Here is an 18,216-nt window from a genome sequence, read left to right on the forward strand (position 1 = left end):
TGTCCCCAAAGACCCTCCGTCAGCATAAGAATAGCATAGGCGAGGGTCTATATAAAATACAATATTTACTGTAAAGATGTGAAAGTTTCTTTTACGCAGATGCCGTTTTTATACATTACATTACCCCTTCTCTGGCAGCTGCCTGCTGCATATTAATTATAACAACGTGGCCATCAGGTTGTTTCAGATCATTGTAAAGCTCCTGCTCAGTAATACCGGCATGCATATTATACCGCTCATTAATGGCCCGAAGTCTTGCCACGGCTATACTGATACCCTTGGAGAGATGGGCTTCATCTGTGGGTGGGTCCTGGTTAACACCGTTATCTTCTATTCTGACGATCAGCATCTCATTGGCACGGCTGATACAGATCCGGAGACATCCACCACTTTTGGTGGGTCTTAACAGCAACCGTCTCCAGATCGCTTCCTGTATATATGGCTGAATGATCAATGGCGGGACGAAGGTCACCTGCTGGAATACGTCCGGGGCAACGTCCAGTTCATAGTCAAACTGGGCGCCAAAACGTAACTGTTCCAGCTGCAGGTACAGTTCCAGGGCCTCTATATCTTCTTCTAAATTCACCCATTCCTTATTGCAGTTACGAATAATAAGGCGCATCAGACGGGCAAACCGTGTGAGGTAAAGGGAAGCAAGATCGGTACTGGTAGTAAGGATGTAGTGGTGTATAGCATTCAGACTGTTAAAGATAAAATGCGGATCCATCTGCGCCTGAAATGCATGCATTTCCAGGTGTATCAGCTGCTGTTGCCTGCTTATCTCTTTTGTTGATGCCTGCTTTATGCGCCGCTCCCTGACATAGAAGACACAGCAGATCATGATCAAACTCAACAGAAAAAACACCCAGTACGGCCAACCTACTGCATTGAGTATGTTAGAGCAAAAAACCAAATTTCTAAAGGTTTGCGAAAGGATATAATATAAGTCCCTTGCAAAGTCGTACGCTCCGGCAGGCACGATCATGCAATGTAGTCAAGACTGGTGCTAAATATCCATCAATTCCGCTTGCCGGGAAAGGGGCAATTATTACAAGGCAGCATTTGCAGAACAACCGGGGCAAAAATCAGGGTAACTGGTAACAATGGCTATTCGGTAAATTTATATCCCACACCTCTTACGGAATGGAAATACCTGGAGTTCCGGCTGTCTTCTTCGAAATATTTACGGAAGTTCAATATGAAGTTATCTATGGTACGGGTAGTAGGGTAGACGTTGTACCCCCAAACCACCTGCAGGATCTTCTCACGGGTCACGACCTCACCTTTATTCTCGATCAGCAGTTTCAGGAGCATGGTTTCTTTCTTGCTCAGCTCATAGTGTTTGCCATCTTTGCCAATACATTCCTGGGCGGCAAAGTCGATCTCATTGCTACCGAAGTGGTATACGGTAGAAACACTGTCTTTATCTTGTATACGCTTGTTTTTCACGATCAGCTTTTCTACCCTCAGCAGCAGTTCCTCCAGGTTGAAAGGCTTGGTCATATAGTCGTCCCCACCTTTTTTCAGGCCCAGCACACGGTCAGCGCTGCTGTTTTTGGCACTTAAAAACAGGATAGGCACTTCGTTATTCTGAATACGGATGTTCTCACAAACGGCAATACCGTCCATTTCCGGAAGCATGATATCCAGTATGATCAGATCAAAATACTCGTTCTTTACCGCCTTTAAAGCAGCGGTACCATTATCTACAGCCGTTACTTCATATCCCTCCAGTTCCAGGTTCAGCTTCAGCGCCTCCTGGAGGTTCTCTTCGTCCTCTACCAGTAGTATGGATGCTTTAGTAGCTTCCTTCATAGTTAATAATTGCTATCACTAATTTACACTCTTTGAATGGAATATACCGGCCAGGATATCTCAAAACTGGCGCCTGCGGGTATATTATCTTTCACGACAATCGTTCCTCCATGCTGCTGTACGATCTTTCTGCTGAGAAACAGCCCTAGTCCGGACCCCTTCGCCTTACGCGTATTCTCATTGCCTATACGATAAAACTTAAGGAATATCCTTTCCCGTTCATCTGCAGGTATACCCGGCCCTTCATCCGTAACTTTCAGCTTTAACACGTTGTTATTACATTCCTCCAGACTCACATCGATCCTGGTATTCCGGGGGGCATATTTTACGGCGTTTTCTACGAGATTGCTCAGTAAGATCTGCAGCATGAATTTATCTCCGTTGACCCAGACATCAGGCAAAATATGTGCCTGTATCGTATGTGTCGAAATGCGGGCCTGGATTTCCTTCACCCCATTTTCCAGCAGGGAAGAAAAGTCTATGTCCTCCCGGAATAACTGGTAACGCTGTGACTCCATTTGTGAAGCCAGTAATATATTATTACAAAGCTGGTCCAATCGGTTGGTTTCCCGGATGGTATTATCCAGTAGTTTTAGTCGCTTATCCTCGTCCAGCTTATGTTTGCGAAGTGTTTCAAGATTTAGTTTGGCGGCGGCTATAGGCGATTTCAGTTCGTGCGTGACCGCCATCATAAAGTTCTGCTGCTGCTGTGAAAGGCGCATTTGCTTCCAGATGGCACGATAAACGAAGAATCCTCCCAGTAAAATGATGGCCAGAAAAATAAGGCCTTCTCCAAAGAACATGACAGAACGTCTCTCTTCTGTCGTCTGTATACGCGCCAGTTCCTGGTGATATTCGACAGGATGTGCAATACTGTCAGTACGTAAAACGAGGTTTTGTATCTCAAACCGGGTGATCTGCTCGCTTTGATTAAACAGCAGCACCCCCCACCATACCAGTGCGAGAATGGTATATGCCAGCACAAAAAGATAAATAAAGGAGATCGCTCTCCCTTCCTGCATATTACGGAATAGCTTTTTCATTTTTTCGTAAACCGGCTTTCTCGATCCGCAGGCCTACATTCATAATATCGGGCAACGGATTTTGCCGCATGTTTTGTTCAAAAGTAAACTTGTAGGTTCCCGGTCTGTTCAGAATTGCATTCTGCTGAATAGGGATCCTGTGCTCGTAGATGTCATCCAGTCCGCTACCTAACCATTTGCCTGATACATCGGCCAATGGCAGTTCCACGCGCTGTGCCACCGGTTTATCGCCAGGGAACTGCGTATGGACCAGCAGCCAGATATTGCTGTAAGGGTAGGAGTCCTTATGCCTTACATTCACATAGATGTTATAAAGATAGGCCGTATCCTGAGGCTGCACGGTCACCTCAAAAACGGGTTTAGTAGCATAAGCCCACTCATGTCCCGGAATATCCAGGTTCTTTTCATAGGTGTCCATTTTCAGGGGCTGACAGGACGCTGCTGCAAACAACAATCCCGCGGCCGCCATCATCCGGCAGAGTCTATTCATATTTTATTGAAAATACGTTTATTACGTAAAGATCGACGCCTTTCTTACAATACATTCAATACCTGCTCTTTCGCCTTCTCCAGTTCATCTTTCATCAGCACCACCCATTGCTGGATGCTGGCGTCGTTAGCTTTTGAACCGGTTGTATTGATCTCTCTACCCACTTCCTGCAACACAAATCCCAGTTTTTTACCTTTCCCCGAATCACCGTCAGCCAGAATTTCCTTGAAATAACGGCAGTGATTCTCCAGTCTTATCAGCTCTTCTGAGATATCCAGTTTCTCTAAATAAAAGATCAGTTCCTGCTCCAGACGGTTCTCATCCACATTTTCCTTACCCACATGTTCTGCCAGCAGCGATTCCAGACGCTGACGTACCTTGTCTTTACGCAGCGGATCCAGTTCACGTACCTTCGCGCAATAGGTTCCGATGTTCTCTATACGCAGCAACAGATCGGCTGACAGCATCTTTCCTTCATCCGCACGGTGTGCATCCAGATCAGCTACCGCTTGTCTGATCACATTCTCAACCTCCTGCCACTCTTCTTCAGAGATCTGTTCCGTTGCAGGCGATACCACCTCCGGTAATTTCATCAGCACATTCAGCATATCCTCCTGCGGAAGGTTTAATTCTGTAGCCAGCGTCTTAATGGACTGATGGTAATACTTCGCAAGATCAGTGTTGATTACCACCGGACGCGTAGCTCCATTCTGCCTGATATTTACCGTCGCATCCAGTGTACCACGCAACAAAGACTGCTGCATTATATTACGGATGTCAAACTCATAAGGCTTTAATAATGGCGATATTTTAAGGTTCACCTCAAACTGCTTACCATTCAGCGATTTCACTTCCACAACAATCGTAGTTTCCCCCTTGGTTATTTCCGCCCTTCCAAAGCCGGTCATTGATTTCAGCATAATAGAGATTTGTAGGCAACAAACCTACCTAAATTAGCCCAAAACGCAAAGAATACGTGCAGGCAAACAATATACTGTTTCTGTACGCCCTGACGCTAAGTCCGTCGGGCCCTCTCCGTATACGCCGCCTAAAACAGCAGATCGAAGATCTCTTTCCGGTCCATTTCCCGCATCTGGCCCGGTTCTAAGCCCTCTACAGTAATGCGGGCTATGCGGTAACGGATAAGTCTCAACGTCGGGAAACCCACCGCAGCAGTCATTTTTCTGACCTGCCGGTTTTTTCCCTCTCCCAGGGTCAATCTTATCCAGGGAGCCGGGATCAGCTTACGGAAACGGATAGGGGGAGTCCGTTCAGGTACCGGCGGATCCTCCTCAAATATAGCCGCCTGACAACGGCGGGTCTGATAGGGCTTCCCATCTATAGCGATCTTAACGCCCTGCTTCAGCTGTTGTATCGCCCCGGCATTCACGGCTCCATCCACCTGCACCCAATATTCCCGCTCATGCGCAAATTTGGGGTCCAGTAAACGGTGATTTAAGGATTTATCGTTCGTCAGGATCAGTAATCCCTCGCTGTCATAGTCCAGTCTGCCCACCGGATACACATCCGACGGTACATCGAAATAGTCCGCCAGACTGGCCTTTCCCTCTTCTTTCCCGAAACGCGTAAGTACCTGGAAAGGCTTATATATTATATAATATTTAAATGGCATACCCGAAGTAGTAAGGTCGTACGATTATTTTGGCTGTAAATTAGTAATTTTGCCAACTGAAACTTATGTGTACGCCTTACCATAATGCCTCATGTGCGAATTGCCAGGACCGCTTTGGATCGATTTTATTCAAGGCAGAGAAGTGTAATCTGGAAGAGATAGAGTCCGCGAAAGTTTGTACTACATACAAAAAAGGACAGATTGTATTCCAGGAAGGCGCTTACCCGTTCGGCATTTATTGCGTAAATACAGGCAAGATAAAATTATCCCACTGTGGAGACGATGGCCGCGAACAGATCGTTCGTCTGGCCAAACCCGGCGATATTATAGGTTATAAAGCGCTGCTCAGCGCTGAACGCTATACCGCTTCGGCAATAGCCCTCGACGACTCCTCCGTCTGCTTCATTCCGAAAGACCTTTTCATGAGCGTATTGCAGAAAGATGCCAGCCTTTCCCTGGAAATGATGCGTATCCTTGCCAGTGAACTCAGAAAAGCCGAAATGAAGATCACCCACCTGGCGCAAAAACCAGTACGTGAACGTCTCGCCGAAACACTCCTTTTCATCAGAGAGACCTACGGGGTAGAACAGGATGGCAGCACCCTCAACGTTCGCCTTTCCCGTGAAGAGATCGCCAACCTGGTCGGAACAGCCACTGAATCGGCCATCCGCCTGCTGTCTGAATTTAAAAAAGATGGTCTGATCGAACTCCAGGGCAAAAAGATCCGCCTGCTGAATCCGGAAGAACTGACCCGGACCGCCAACCTTCAGGACTAATCCGTTTCCTCCGCAAAGATATCACCTCCATATTCCCTGCTTACTGACATAGATCAGTCCTCCCTTTGATACCCATCATTGCCCCCCTTTTTACATCCGGGTAGTTTTGCAGCAAACCATTTATCATGGCAAGTACCGCTGTCATTCCTGATACAAAATTGCAATGTGCTCACTGTGGAGAAGCTTGTCCGGACAACAAAATTGTACTGGAAAACAATCACTTCTGCTGCGAAGGATGCAAACTGGTATACGAAATCCTGAACGAAAATGGGCTCTGTGACTACTATACACTCAACGAAAATCCTGGTCAGTCGCAACGAATAACTGTTCGTAAAGATAAATTTGCCTTCCTCGACGATAAAAAAATACAGCAGCAACTCATACAATTCCAGGACGATAGTCAGACCCATATTACTTTTTACATCCCACATATCCATTGCAGTTCCTGCCTCTGGCTGCTGGAAAATCTCCATCGCCTCGATGCCGGCGTACAAAAGGTCACTGTCAACTTTACCCGTAAAGAAGCTCTCGTTATTTTCCGTCAGGAGGAAACCTCCCTCCGGCATATCGCAGAAACACTGACCAGTATCGGGTATGAACCTTATATCAGTCTGCAGGACCTTCGCCAGAAAAAACCACGCATACAACGCGACCTCATATACCGCCTGGGCGTAGCTGGTTGCTGCTTTGGCAATATTATGCTGCTCAGTTTTCCGGAATACTTCTCCAGCTACGGCTACTCAGACGAAAAGATGAACCATCTCTTCCGCTGGTTGAATCTCAGCCTGGCCCTGCCTGTTTTCTTCTACAGTGCACAGGTATTTTTCCGCTCGGCCTGGGGAGGATTAAAAACCGGGTTTCTTAATATTGATGTGCCGATCGTCCTGGCCATCATCGTCACGTTTATTCGTAGTCTGACAGATGTATTCAGCGGAACAGGGGCCGGTTATTTTGACTCAATGACCGGGATCGTCTTTTTTATGCTCGTCGGCAGAATATTGCAGGACAAAACCTATCAGGGTCTTTCTTTTGATCGCGACTATACCGCCTATTTCCCTATTGCCGTCTCCGTGCTGAAAAACGGACAGGAAGTACCTACCGCATTACCTGATATCCGTAATAATGACACCCTGCTTATTCACAATCAGGAACTGATTCCCGCCGACGGCATTCTCGTAAAAGGTAATGCCATCATTGATTACAGCTTCGTAACAGGAGAAGCGGTGCCAGTGCATAAAGCCACCGGAGAAATCGTATATGCAGGCGGCAAACAACTGGAAGGAAATATTGAAATTCTGACCATTAAAGAAGTGGCACAAAGCTATCTGACCAGTCTCTGGAACAGGGAAGAATTACGCTCTCCACAGGAGAAACAGGTATCCTTTATCCATATGCTCAGCCGTTATTTCACCTGGGTAGTGCTCAGCATTGCTGTCATTGCAGCTGCTTACTGGTGGATAAACGATCCCTCCCGTATATGGCCGGCCGTAACAGCAGTACTGATCATCGCCTGCCCCTGTGCATTATTGCTGGCAGCCTCTTTCACCAACGGGCATATCCTGCGCATCCTCAGCCGTCGTCATTTCTATCTGCGCAATGCAGAGGCGATTGAACGGCTGGCCACAATAGATCACATCGTATTCGACAAAACAGGTACACTTACCGGTAAAGCAGAAGCCACCATTTCCTATGAAGGCGAAACGCTTACACCCGAAAAACTGATCGCGATCGGTACACTGGCCGCACAATCCGGTCACCCACTCAGTAAAATGATCGCCAGCTTCTGCGGAAAGGATGAACGCCTGCCTGTCCGCAATTTCCGCAGTATTGAAGCGAAAGGGATCAGCGGCTGGATCGAATATAATTTCATTCAGCTGGGAAGCGCCGCCTTTATCGGAGCAGCCAACAGTATAAGCACCGATGGCAGCACGGTATATATAAAAATTGACGGCAATCACGCCGGTCGTTTTATCATTCGCCATCAGTACAGAAATGGCATACAATCCCTCCTCCAGCAGTTACAGCGGCAGTACGCTTTGTCCTTACTTTCCGGTGATAACGACGCGGAAAGTGCTTATCTGCAAAAGATCATGGGAGCTTCCGCCAGTCTGCATTTCGCACAAAAACCTGCTGACAAACTGAATTACGTCGTTTCATTACAGCAACAGGGACATCGTGTATTGATGATAGGGGATGGACTGAATGATGCGGGTGCATTAAAACAAAGCGACGTAGGCATCTCTCTGACAGAAAACAGCAACAACTTTACACCCGCCAGTGACGGTATACTGGAAGCAGCAGAACTGATACAATTACCCCGGCTGATCAGTATCTGCAAAAACAACAGACGCATCATCATCATTACTTTCATCATTTCCTTACTCTACAATTTCATCGGCCTTTTCTTTGCGGTACAGGGTATTCTTTCTCCGCTGACAGCCGCTATACTGATGCCCGCCAGTTCTATCAGCATCGTATTACTAACCTACGGCCTGAGCGAGTGGATGAACAGATCATGATATGAATCAGTATACTGGTTGAGCAGCATCATCGTACCCCCATCTGCAACAAACTAGCTTTGTTCATAGAAATTAAAACCAATTACTATGAGCGTGATCATCATCCTTCTCGGAGCCAGCCTGCTGGTAGCCCTGTTCTTTCTGGCGGCTTTTATATGGTCAGTAAGGAATGGACAATTTGAAGATAATTTCTCTCCTGCACATCGTGTGCTGTTCGAAACAAAACCGGCCGAAACGACCTGCAAATCAGGGAATGCATGCACAAACACCAACTGCAAATCACGCATCTGCAAGCATAACTAACGCTCCTCTTTATACTAGCAACGCATCTCTTATCATTCGTAATTGAACAAACATGTCTCTCGAAAAATTTTCGTACGATAACCGTACCGTGAAATGGTTTGCATACGCCTGTATCGGCTGGGGGCTGGTCGGTATGCTTGCCGGATTATGGGCTGCACTGGCGCTCGTGTTGCCCGATCTGAATCTTGGCTATGCACCTACAACATTTGGCCGTCTGAGGCCCGTTCACACCAACGCTGTCATCTTCGCCTTTGTAGGTAACGGTATATTCATGGGTGTGTATTACTCCCTGCAACGTCTCTGTAAAGCACGCATGTTCAGCGATCTGCTGAGTAAGATCCACTTCTGGGGATGGCAGGCCATCATCGCAGGTGGCGCTATCACACTGCTGATGGGTTGTACTACCGGTAAAGAATATGCAGAACTGGAATGGCCTTTCGATATCGCTATCACGCTGATCTGGGTGGTGTTCGGTGCTAACATGCTCGGTACGATCCTCCGTCGTCGTGAAATGCACCTCTATGTTGCCATCTGGTTTTACATCGGTACATGGGTAGCTATCGCGATGCTGCACATTGTGAACTCCTTTGAAATGCCGGTTTCCTTCCTGAAAAGTTACTCCTGGTATGCAGGTGTACAGGACGCGCTGGTACAATGGTGGTATGGACACAATGCCGTGGCCTTCTTTCTGACCACACCTTACCTTGGACTCATGTATTACTTCGTGCCTAAAGCGGCTAACAGACCGGTATATTCTTACCGCTGGTCTATTATCCACTTCTGGGCACTGATATTCATCTATATCTGGGCAGGACCTCACCACCTGTTATACACCGCATTACCCGAGTGGGCACAATCACTGGGAACTGTATTCTCTATCATGCTGATCGCTCCATCCTGGGGTGGTATGCTGAATGGTCTGCTGACACTGCGTGGCGCATGGGACCGTGTAAGAGAAGACGCTATCCTCAAATTCTTCGTAGTAGCACTGACCTGCTATGGTATGGCTACCTTTGAAGGCCCGATGCTGTCACTGAAAAATGTGAACGCGATCAGCCACTATACTGACTGGACCATCGCACACGTACACGTAGGCGCATTGGGATGGAATGGGTTCCTCACATTCGGTATCCTGTACTGGATGTTACCCCGCCTGTTCTCTACACAACTGTATTCCCGCAAATGGGCCAACACCCACTTCTGGCTGGGTACACTGGGTATTATCTTCTATGTTATTCCGCTGTACTGGGCTGCCTTCACACAGAGTATGATGTGGAAACAGTTTACACCGGAAGGACAACTGAAATTCCAGTTCCTGGAAACCGTAGCAACCATTATTCCGATGTATGCACTTCGCGGATTAGGTGGCGTATTGTATATCTCCGGCGTCATACTAATGATCTTCAACCTGGCTAAGACTGTCCGCAGCGGATCATTCGTTGCCAACGAACCAGCAGAAGCAGCTCCATTGCCAAAAGAAGTACATACACATGGTAAATCTCACTGGCATAACTGGATCGAACGCAGACCTATACAGCTTGCTGTTTTCAGTCTGATCGTAGTCGGCATAGGTGGTATCCTGGAACTGATCCCGACCTTCCTTATAAGAAGCAATATTCCTACTATCACCAGCGTAAAACCATACACCCCGCTTGAACTGCACGGTCGTGACGTATACATCAGAGAAGGCTGTTACACCTGTCACTCCCAGATGATCCGTCCTTTCCGTGATGAGGTAGCCCGTTACGGTGAATACTCCAAAGCCGGTGAATTCATTTATGATCATCCGTTCCAGTGGGGTTCAAAAAGAACTGGTCCGGACCTGGCGAGAATAGGAGGAAAGTATCCGCACTCCTGGCATTACAACCACATGCTCGATCCGACCTCCATGTCTCCTGGTTCTATCATGCCGCAATATCCATGGTTATTTGACGAGAAGATCGACAAAGCCAAAACACCGGCGATGATCAACGCTATGCGCAAACTGGGCGTGCCTTATCCTGAGGGTTATGAAGCAAAAGCAAATGCTGACATGCAGCTACAGGGAGAAGCGATTGCAGCAACGCTGAAAAAAGATAAGCTGGAAGTATCCTCAGACAAAGAGATCGTCGCACTGATCGCTTATCTGCAACGCCTGGGTACAGACATCAAATCGAATACAATCGCGGAGAAAAAATAATCTGAACAATTGTAAATCAAGCAAGACATGAAGTTTATCAACTACCTGGAATCCATCACCGGCGTAAGCATTTATCCGCTTTCCTCCCTGGTCATCTTTACAGTATTCTTTGTACTGGCGGCCTTCTGGGCATTCAAAGCAGATAAGGGCATGATAGATCATATCAGCAACATCCCGCTGGATGATCACCGATGACAACATGCGCATTTTACTATTCTCCAATTGCAACATTATGAACAAGAAATCAATCACTATAACTAGCCTTTTCTCCCTGTGCCTGCTGAGCGCCCTGCCCGCAGCAGCACAATACAAACCTGAGCCACCATCAGAGCTGGGACATCCGGTTGCGATTGTGTTACTGACTGTCATCATCGGACTACTCATCGCAATCGTTGTACTTGGCAGCGCTGTGATCAGTGCGATGGATATCTACAGGGAACGTGTGAAAAGCGAAAAGAGCAAAACAGTTGTCACCACTATACTGCTCTTCGCCGGCATACTTTCCGCCAACAGCCTGTTTGCACAGGATGCAAAGGAAACAGCGGAAGCTGCGGTTACCGTTGCGCCTATCATCAGTGGACTTTCTGATACCTCTTTTTACCTCCTGATCTCTGTGATCGCGTTACAGATCATGATCATCTTCTCCCTGCTCTACACATTACGTGTACTGGTGGGTATGGAAAGGAAAAGGAAACAAAAAGTAGCAGTTCCCGGCAAACCTGTAAAACATTGGTTTGAACGTCTGAATGACACCAGAACGCTGGATGAGGCATCCGAACAGGATGAAGATATGGGCCATGATTATGATGGTATCCGCGAACTGAACAACCCGACGCCTCCCTGGTGGAGATGGGGCTTCTACTGCAGTGTGGTATTTGCGGTTATCTATGTATGGCGCTTCCAGATCTCACATTCCGCTCCCTCTCAGCTGGAAGAACTGGCCATCGCGGAAGCAGCTGCTGCTGAAGCAAAAGAAGAATACCTGAAAAACGCCGCCAACAATATTGACGAAAACAACGTCACCCTGCTGACCGGCGCAGATGATATCGCTACCGCACAAAAATTGTTCTCCTCTAATTGCGCTCCTTGTCACGGCGCACAGGGACAGGGAATTGTAGGGCCTAACCTTACCGACGATCACTGGTTGCACGGAGGAAAACTGAAAGCCGTCTTCTCCACCATCAAGTACGGTGTTCCTGAAAAAGGGATGAAGTCGTGGAAAGATGACTTCTCACCGAAACAACTGGCGCAACTGGCCAGCTATATCAAAAGCATTCATGGTTCCAATCCTCCTAATCCGAAAGAAGCACAGGGCGCATTGGACAAAGAATAAGAAAAAGCATTTGTGATGGAAGAAACGTTCAGAGATAGCATCGCTACTGTTGATAGACAGGGAAAAAGAAGCTGGATATTCAGCCAGCAACCGAAAGGGAAATTTTATAACGCAAGGAGTGTGCTGAGCTTCCTTTATTTTCTTGCGTTTTTTGCCGGACCGTTCATTCAGTTGAACGGCCGGCCCCTGTTTTTATTCAATGTTGTAGAAGGCCGGTTTATCCTGTTTGGCGCCATATTCTGGCCACAGGATTTTTTCATTTTCGGGCTGGCCATGGTGGCCTTTATCCTGTTTATCGTATTATTTACCATGGCCTTTGGCCGCCTGTTCTGCGGATGGGCATGTCCGCAAACCATCTTTATGGAGATGCTGTTCCGCAGAATAGAATATTGGATCGAAGGAGACGCAGCCGCACAGAAAATGCTGCGACAGGCGCCCTGGAATACTGATAAGATAGTAAAGAAAACCAGTAAGCACATCCTCTTTTATCTACTCTCGTTCCTGATTGCCAACACCTTCCTGGCTTACATCATCGGTATTAAAAGCCTGACAGCGATCATTACCGGACCAGTAGCTGAACATGCTGGCGGATTGACAACCATGATCGTTTTTGCAGGCGTATTCTATAGCGTATATGCCTTTTTCAGAGAGCAGGTATGCACCATCGTATGTCCATATGGACGCTTACAGGGTGTATTACTGGACAGGGATTCTGTCGTAGTCGCCTATGACTACACCAGAGGTGAGCCCCGCGGACATTTCAAAAAGAATGCGGACAACAATCTGGGGGACTGCATCGACTGTAATCAGTGTGTGAAGGTTTGTCCGACCGGTATCGACATCCGTAACGGTACACAACTCGAATGTGTAAGTTGTACGGCCTGCATTGACGCCTGTAATTTCATGATGGAAAAGGTAGGCCGGCCGCTGAACCTCATCCGTTACGCATCCGAAAATGGTATCGCCAATAAGCAACCATTACGCTTCACGCCACGGCTGAAGGTATATACTTCCATACTGCTTGTTTTATTGACCGCCATCACCTGGATGTTGGCCAGCCGCAAACCTGTCAGTGGTACAATTATCCGCACAGCGGGTATGTTATACCAGGAAAGAGGAGCCGACAGTATCTCCAATCTGTACCGTATCAAACTTGTCAACAAGACAACCGCCGACATTCCGCTGACGCTCAGACTGGAAGACGTAAATGGCAAAATAGAGCTGCTGGGACACCCGCAGATACTAGTAAAAGAAGAAGATCAGGGCGAGGGTATTTTCTTTGTGATCCTCCCCCGTACAGCGATCGGTAAACGTAAGACGCCTCTTCGCATTTCCCTCTATGAAGGAGATAAAAAGACCGGTACACTCAACACAACATTTCTGGGACCGGCCAGATAATTCACAAACGTAAAATTTACAGTCATGAACTGGGGTCATAAAATCATCATCGTATTCATACTCTTTGCAGCAGGCATCCTTACCCTGGTCACCAAAAGTATGCACACACGCATCGATATGGTCACTCCCGACTACTATGCCGAGGAACTGAAGTACCAGCAGGTGATCGATGGCAGGAGGGAGGCACAGGCTCTTTCCACGCCTGTCAGCATCAACCAGTCAGTACAATCCATAGGGGTGCTCTTCCCGGCAGAAATGCACGGGGTAGCCCTGAAAGGCACTGTATTATTCTACCGCGCATCCGATTCCCGTCAGGATGTTTCCGTTCCACTCAAAACGGACGAAAACGGACTGATGCTGGTCAGCAAACGGAGTTTTCAGAAAGGAAACTACCGGGTGCAGTTACAATGGGAAGCTGGTGGTAAAAACTACTTCCAGGAGAACTTAGTCACTATCAACTAACACCGCATGTTCCTGACCTTGTTATACGCCTTATCGATGGGTTTCATCGGCAGCTTCCACTGCATTGGTATGTGTGGACCCATTGCGCTCACTTTACCGGTACAGCACCTGGATGGTGTACGTAAACAAACAGGCATTCTCCTCTACAATGCCGGCAGGATCACGGCATATGCTATTCCCGGCACGATCGCCGGATGGCTTGGACGACAATTCTTCCTGGGAGGATTGCAGCAGTGGCTGTCAGTGGCACTGGGTTGTGGTATGCTGCTGTTCATCTTATGCCGCTACGTCCTGAATAAGGTGCATATCCGGATGAACACCCGCTTTTATGATCGCCATATCAAAAGAATGCTGGGCGATCTCCTGCGGCGCAGACAATTACGCACGCTGTATGGCATCGGTTTCCTGAACGGACTCTTACCCTGCGGACTTGTCTGGTTTGCGGTTACCGGCGCTATTGCTACCGGTAGCTACCTACAGGGAGCACTGTTCATGATGGCATTCGGGCTGGGGACCTTACCAGCAATGATCGCTATTACCTGGAGCAACGATCTTATCAGTATCAACCTGCGTAACCGTTTACGTCGCTGTATACCCTACGCGATGACCGTCATGGCGTTGCTCCTGATCATGCGTGGGCTCAATCTTAACATTCCTTACGTCAGTCCGGCATTACCTGCTCCCAACGAAAGGGTAATGCAACACTGTTATAAACCTTCCTGACATGCAACTCATCAGAAAATATAATACTGCTGCTCCCCGCTATACCAGTTATCCCACTGTACCCTACTGGGATGAATCCTCTTTCGGTACCGACAGCTGGAAGCAGACTTTGCTGCAATCTTTCCGCGCCACCAATGACACCGAAGGGATCAGCATTTACATCCACCTGCCTTATTGTGAACAGTTGTGTACATACTGTGGCTGCAATAAGCATATTACGGTCAATCACGGGGTAGAAGCGCCTTATATTGCGTCATTGCTGCAGGAATGGTCATTGTATGTGGAACTGTTCAGGCAACGGCCACGTATCAGGGAAATACATCTCGGTGGAGGTACGCCGACTTTCTTCAGTCCTGAAAATCTCCACCGGCTTTTATCAGGTCTTTACATGCAGGCCGACCTGCTGCCTGATGCTACTCTCAGTTTTGAAGGACATCCAAATAACACCACGAGGGAGCACATGCTGACGCTCTATCATCTCGGCTTCCGTCGTATGAGCCTTGGCATCCAGGATTTCGATCCGCAGGTACAGGATATCATCAATCGTATACAACCTTATGAAACGGTGGAAGAGGTGACGGCGATCGCCAGAGAGATCGGTTATACCTCTATCAACTATGACCTGGTGTATGGATTACCACTACAGACTATCACAAGCGTAAAAGATACCATCAGCAAAGTCATGCAGCTGCGGCCGGATAGAATTTCCTTCTACAGTTATGCGCATGTACCCTGGGTGAAAGGTGTCGGACAAAGGCGATATGCTGAAGAAGATCTCCCTAAGGACGAAGAGAAAAGAGCACTCTATGAACTGGGTAAAACAATGTTTGCCGAAAGCGGTTATACAGAGATTGGTATGGACCACTTTGCCCTCCCGCACGACAGCTTATACCATGCCTGCAAGCAGGGTTCACTGCACAGGAATTTCATGGGTTATACCGATCACCATACCTCACTGATGATAGGGTTAGGCGCGTCTTCAATAGGAGATAGCTGGTATGCATATGCACAGAATGAAAAGAAGATCGCTACCTGGCAACAACTGGTCAACAGTGGTCAGTTCCCTGTTGTGAGAGGACACATTCTTGATACGGAAGATCTGCTCCTCCGTCGTCATATCCACGCACTCATGTGTGGTTTAGGTACCCGCTGGACTCCTGACAACAACACTGGCAACGTAATGGAAGAAAGCCTGCAAAGGCTTACTGAGCTTGAGAAAGACGGTTTGGTGGATATACAGTCCGGTAGCGTTACCGTCACAGAAAAAGGTAGACCTTTCATTCGTAATATCTGTATGGCTTTTGATGCCCGCTTATGGAGAAAGTTACCGCAATCCCAACTCTTCAGCAATGCAATCTGATATAAACTTTCACTTATTTACTTCATTCTTATCACTTTATAAGCAACAGTATCCCGTTATCCAAATGCGGGATACTTTTTCCAAAAAATGGAATTTCTAAACAGCAGATATCAGGCACGATAAAAACAGCTTAGGGCTGCTAATTGAAGCAATGAAAATTCAGAAAGTATGATCGGCGGAAATGCTTGTGGGGCGCGGATTCTGGCGGGCATTAAAAAAGTCTGACCGTGTTTACAATCAGACTTTCTTGTTATGTGAATGGGTTAGTAAGTACAGGGAACAAAAATTCCCTACACAATATTAAAAAGAATTTCATCACAAAAGAAAAAAATTGCAAACTTTTTTATTCACACCACTAAAAAAAGTGTGGATAACAACAGTTACAAAGAAGCGTTAAAACTTGATCTCTCATCTTCATGAAACGTAACGCTTGAATAATAATATCGGATTCTCTACTACCTTTGCCTTACTAAACAACAGAAAACATGAAGTTTAACGAACCGATCGCGGTAACGGAAATAGCAGCATTCATAGGCGCTACGCTGGAAGGCGACGAGAAACTGATGGCCACCGGCATCAACGAGATACATAAGGTTGAACCAGGTGACATCTCTTTCGTGGATTTCGAAAAGTACTATGATGCCTGTCTGCGTTCTGCGGCGACGATTATCATCATCAATAAAAAAGTTGCCTGCCCTCCGGGTAAAGTGTTACTGATAACAGACGATCCATTCAGCGCTTATGTAAAACTGGTTAAACGCTTCCGCCCATTCCAACCTGCCACCAGTCCCATCAGCGATACCGCTGTAATAGGCGAGGGCACTATCATACAGCCGAATGTATTCATCGGTAATAACGTAACCATTGGCACCAACTGCATCATTCATCCGAACGTAACTATTTACGACAACTCCATCATCGGTAACAATGTGATCATACATGCCGGTAGCGTGATAGGAGCGGATGCTTTCTACTTCAAGAAAAGAGCGAACAGGGAAGTGATGTACGACAAACTGGAAAGCTGTGGAAGGGTGATCATCGAAGATGATGTGGAAATCGGCGCAAGCTGTACGATAGACAAAGGGGTGAGTGGCGATACCATCATCGGTCGTGGCACAAAATTCGATAACATGATCCATATAGGTCACGGTACGGTGATCGGCCGTAACTGTCTCTTCGCTGGTCAGGTAGGTGTAGGTGGTAAAGCGCACATCGAAGACAACGTAATACTCTGGGGTCAGGTCGGTGTATCCAAAGACCTTACCATCGGTAAAGGCGCCATCGTGCTCGCACAAAGTGGTGTTCCTGCTTCTCTCGAAGGAGGTAAGACTTATTTTGGCTCGCCGGTAGAAGATGCCCGTACCAAAATGAAAGAGCTCTCCTGGATCAAACGTATCCCTGAGATCTGGCAAAAGCTGAATGGCAATTGATATTCTCTATAAAAGAGGCTTCATGCAGACAGAATGCATGAAGCCTTTTTGTTTGTTTAATCACGACATATGTTCCGTTATCTCCTTACAGTAGTACTCGTTATTGCCTCTGTTACAGCTGGCTTTTCCCAGAAAGGATTGTATGATGCTTCACAGGAATGGCCGGTAAAGATCGACGATGGCTGGTTCACTGCCCGTACCCTTACCTTCGGCACTTATAGCACCTCCTCCCGCAAAAATGGTATCGACCGGGATATTGACCTCTCTTTCATCAAATCGCCCCAGCATGCATTTAATATCCGGGTTAAAGGCCAGGAGCAGGACATACTTATACAAGTGGCACAAGCGGCCCATATTGCCTTTTCCGGACTCTCTCTGCCCTCATTTCTGGACAAAATGCCCGCGACTGCACTCTTCTCCTACATAGGCATCAATGCGGCTAAAAACGAGCCGTTAAAGCAATGGCAGCTTATCCTGAAGGATATGAATTACCTGGAGCTGAACGACAATAAACCGGCAGGCGTACTGCGTTCTCCAGAGACGGAGCTGCGTGTTACAGCAAACAACCGTTTTGGCGCCCGTAATTCCTATGAAAATATCTGTTATGAATTCCACCTCCGTAAACAGGTAGTGGCAGCTGTAGTGACGGGAGAACATCCCCGTGTATGGATGAGCGCGGATATGGAGGGAAATGCGCTTCAACCTATTCTGGCAGCGGCCATTGGCGCGCTGCTTGTCAGATAATCTTGTTT

18 protein-coding genes are annotated in these 18,216 nt (G+C 47.3%); 12 read left to right on the forward strand and 6 right to left on the reverse strand.

Annotated elements, in window-relative coordinates:
* Positions 1-115 precede the first annotated feature (115 nt).
* The 6 genes from BMZ72_RS16800 to BMZ72_RS16825 form a co-directional block, all read right to left on the reverse strand.
* Entirely contained in the window at positions 116-841 is a 726-nt protein-coding gene (locus BMZ72_RS16800; RefSeq protein ID WP_177222817.1) for a sensor histidine kinase, read from the reverse strand.
* A 266-nt stretch (positions 842-1,107) separates the two neighbouring features.
* On the reverse strand, positions 1,108-1,815 hold the full coding sequence (locus BMZ72_RS16805; RefSeq protein WP_012788347.1) for a response regulator transcription factor: 708 nt from the start codon (positions 1,813-1,815) through the stop codon (positions 1,108-1,110).
* Between the two features lie 23 nt (positions 1,816-1,838).
* Complete coding sequence (locus tag BMZ72_RS16810) at positions 1,839-2,858, reverse strand: sensor histidine kinase (protein ID WP_089810349.1); 1,020 nt, start codon at positions 2,856-2,858, stop codon at positions 1,839-1,841.
* On the reverse strand, positions 2,839-3,348 hold the full coding sequence (locus tag BMZ72_RS16815; RefSeq protein ID WP_089810351.1) for a gliding motility lipoprotein GldH: 510 nt from the start codon (positions 3,346-3,348) through the stop codon (positions 2,839-2,841). The genes BMZ72_RS16810 and BMZ72_RS16815 overlap by 20 nt, the downstream gene beginning before the upstream one ends.
* A 44-nt stretch (positions 3,349-3,392) precedes the next feature.
* Positions 3,393-4,268, reverse strand: coding sequence for a YicC/YloC family endoribonuclease (locus BMZ72_RS16820; protein ID WP_089810352.1), 876 nt, complete (start codon positions 4,266-4,268; stop codon positions 3,393-3,395).
* A gap of 128 nt (positions 4,269-4,396) precedes the next feature.
* Positions 4,397-4,981, reverse strand: a complete 585-nt coding sequence (locus tag BMZ72_RS16825; RefSeq protein ID WP_089810354.1) for a pseudouridine synthase — start codon at positions 4,979-4,981, stop codon at positions 4,397-4,399.
* 65 nt (positions 4,982-5,046) lie between these two features.
* Between BMZ72_RS16825 and BMZ72_RS16830 the strand changes: the two genes are divergently transcribed.
* The 12 genes from BMZ72_RS16830 (at position 5,047) to BMZ72_RS16885 (ending at position 18,208) form a co-directional block, all read left to right on the forward strand.
* Positions 5,047-5,757 (forward strand): Crp/Fnr family transcriptional regulator, encoded by a 711-nt coding sequence (locus BMZ72_RS16830; protein WP_012788352.1) that lies wholly within the window; start codon positions 5,047-5,049, stop codon positions 5,755-5,757.
* A 125-nt stretch (positions 5,758-5,882) separates the two neighbouring features.
* Positions 5,883-8,276, forward strand: a complete 2,394-nt coding sequence (locus tag BMZ72_RS16835) for a heavy metal translocating P-type ATPase (protein WP_089810357.1) — start codon at positions 5,883-5,885, stop codon at positions 8,274-8,276.
* 87 nt (positions 8,277-8,363) lie between these two features.
* Positions 8,364-8,579 (forward strand): cbb3-type cytochrome oxidase assembly protein CcoS, encoded by a 216-nt coding sequence (gene ccoS / locus BMZ72_RS16840; RefSeq protein WP_089810359.1) that lies wholly within the window; start codon positions 8,364-8,366, stop codon positions 8,577-8,579.
* 52 nt (positions 8,580-8,631) lie between these two features.
* The gene (gene ccoN, locus BMZ72_RS16845) at positions 8,632-10,758 is read left to right on the forward strand and encodes a cytochrome-c oxidase, cbb3-type subunit I (protein WP_089810361.1); all 2,127 of its coding nucleotides are present in this window, start codon (positions 8,632-8,634) and stop codon (positions 10,756-10,758) included.
* Positions 10,759-10,785: 27 nt separating this feature from the next.
* On the forward strand, positions 10,786-10,953 hold the full coding sequence (locus BMZ72_RS16850; RefSeq protein WP_089810363.1) for a CcoQ/FixQ family Cbb3-type cytochrome c oxidase assembly chaperone: 168 nt from the start codon (positions 10,786-10,788) through the stop codon (positions 10,951-10,953).
* 37 nt (positions 10,954-10,990) lie between these two features.
* Entirely contained in the window at positions 10,991-12,091 is a 1,101-nt protein-coding gene (locus BMZ72_RS16855; RefSeq protein ID WP_177222818.1) for a cbb3-type cytochrome c oxidase N-terminal domain-containing protein, read from the forward strand.
* Between the two features lie 15 nt (positions 12,092-12,106).
* The gene (gene ccoG, locus BMZ72_RS16860; RefSeq protein WP_089810367.1) at positions 12,107-13,489 is read left to right on the forward strand and encodes a cytochrome c oxidase accessory protein CcoG; all 1,383 of its coding nucleotides are present in this window, start codon (positions 12,107-12,109) and stop codon (positions 13,487-13,489) included.
* A 24-nt stretch (positions 13,490-13,513) separates the two neighbouring features.
* Positions 13,514-13,951: a FixH family protein gene (locus BMZ72_RS16865; protein ID WP_089810369.1), complete on the forward strand. Its 438-nt coding sequence runs from the start codon at positions 13,514-13,516 to the stop codon at positions 13,949-13,951.
* 6 nt (positions 13,952-13,957) lie between these two features.
* A complete protein-coding gene (locus BMZ72_RS16870) occupies positions 13,958-14,674 on the forward strand; it encodes a sulfite exporter TauE/SafE family protein (RefSeq protein ID WP_089810371.1) in 717 nt (238 codons plus the stop codon).
* 1 nt (position 14,675) lies between these two features.
* Complete coding sequence (hemN, locus tag BMZ72_RS16875; RefSeq protein ID WP_089810373.1) at positions 14,676-16,034, forward strand: oxygen-independent coproporphyrinogen III oxidase; 1,359 nt, start codon at positions 14,676-14,678, stop codon at positions 16,032-16,034.
* 485 nt (positions 16,035-16,519) lie between these two features.
* Positions 16,520-17,464 (forward strand): UDP-3-O-(3-hydroxymyristoyl)glucosamine N-acyltransferase, encoded by a 945-nt coding sequence (locus BMZ72_RS16880; protein ID WP_089810375.1) that lies wholly within the window; start codon positions 16,520-16,522, stop codon positions 17,462-17,464.
* Positions 17,465-17,533: 69 nt separating this feature from the next.
* Positions 17,534-18,208: a hypothetical protein gene (locus tag BMZ72_RS16885; protein WP_089810377.1), complete on the forward strand. Its 675-nt coding sequence runs from the start codon at positions 17,534-17,536 to the stop codon at positions 18,206-18,208.
* The last annotated feature ends 8 nt before the right edge of the window (positions 18,209-18,216 follow it).

The sequence above is a fragment of the Chitinophaga sp. YR627 genome, from assembly GCF_900114995.1.
In the GTDB taxonomy this organism is placed as follows: domain Bacteria; phylum Bacteroidota; class Bacteroidia; order Chitinophagales; family Chitinophagaceae; genus Chitinophaga.

Excerpts from the sequence above, each read along its gene's own strand:
- BMZ72_RS16800 (WP_177222817.1), bottom strand. The coding sequence starts at position 841 with ATGATCTGCTGTGTCTTCTATGTCAGGGAGCGGCGCATAAAGCAGGCA.
- BMZ72_RS16865 (WP_089810369.1), top strand. The coding sequence starts at position 13,514 with ATGAACTGGGGTCATAAAATCATCATCGTATTCATACTCTTTGCAGCA.
- BMZ72_RS16830 (WP_012788352.1), top strand. The coding sequence starts at position 5,047 with ATGTGTACGCCTTACCATAATGCCTCATGTGCGAATTGCCAGGACCGC.
- BMZ72_RS16815 (WP_089810351.1), bottom strand. The coding sequence starts at position 3,348 with ATGAATAGACTCTGCCGGATGATGGCGGCCGCGGGATTGTTGTTTGCA.
- BMZ72_RS16835 (WP_089810357.1), top strand. The coding sequence starts at position 5,883 with ATGGCAAGTACCGCTGTCATTCCTGATACAAAATTGCAATGTGCTCAC.
- BMZ72_RS16885 (WP_089810377.1), top strand. The coding sequence starts at position 17,534 with ATGTTCCGTTATCTCCTTACAGTAGTACTCGTTATTGCCTCTGTTACA.
- BMZ72_RS16880 (WP_089810375.1), top strand. The coding sequence starts at position 16,520 with ATGAAGTTTAACGAACCGATCGCGGTAACGGAAATAGCAGCATTCATA.
- BMZ72_RS16810 (WP_089810349.1), bottom strand. The coding sequence starts at position 2,858 with ATGAAAAAGCTATTCCGTAATATGCAGGAAGGGAGAGCGATCTCCTTT.
- BMZ72_RS16805 (WP_012788347.1), bottom strand. The coding sequence starts at position 1,815 with ATGAAGGAAGCTACTAAAGCATCCATACTACTGGTAGAGGACGAAGAG.
- BMZ72_RS16825 (WP_089810354.1), bottom strand. The coding sequence starts at position 4,981 with ATGCCATTTAAATATTATATAATATATAAGCCTTTCCAGGTACTTACG.
- BMZ72_RS16850 (WP_089810363.1), top strand. The coding sequence starts at position 10,786 with ATGAAGTTTATCAACTACCTGGAATCCATCACCGGCGTAAGCATTTAT.
- BMZ72_RS16820 (WP_089810352.1), bottom strand. The coding sequence starts at position 4,268 with ATGCTGAAATCAATGACCGGCTTTGGAAGGGCGGAAATAACCAAGGGG.
- ccoS (WP_089810359.1), top strand. The coding sequence starts at position 8,364 with ATGAGCGTGATCATCATCCTTCTCGGAGCCAGCCTGCTGGTAGCCCTG.
- ccoG (WP_089810367.1), top strand. The coding sequence starts at position 12,107 with ATGGAAGAAACGTTCAGAGATAGCATCGCTACTGTTGATAGACAGGGA.
- BMZ72_RS16870 (WP_089810371.1), top strand. The coding sequence starts at position 13,958 with ATGTTCCTGACCTTGTTATACGCCTTATCGATGGGTTTCATCGGCAGC.
- hemN (WP_089810373.1), top strand. The coding sequence starts at position 14,676 with ATGCAACTCATCAGAAAATATAATACTGCTGCTCCCCGCTATACCAGT.
- ccoN (WP_089810361.1), top strand. The coding sequence starts at position 8,632 with ATGTCTCTCGAAAAATTTTCGTACGATAACCGTACCGTGAAATGGTTT.
- BMZ72_RS16855 (WP_177222818.1), top strand. The coding sequence starts at position 10,991 with ATGAACAAGAAATCAATCACTATAACTAGCCTTTTCTCCCTGTGCCTG.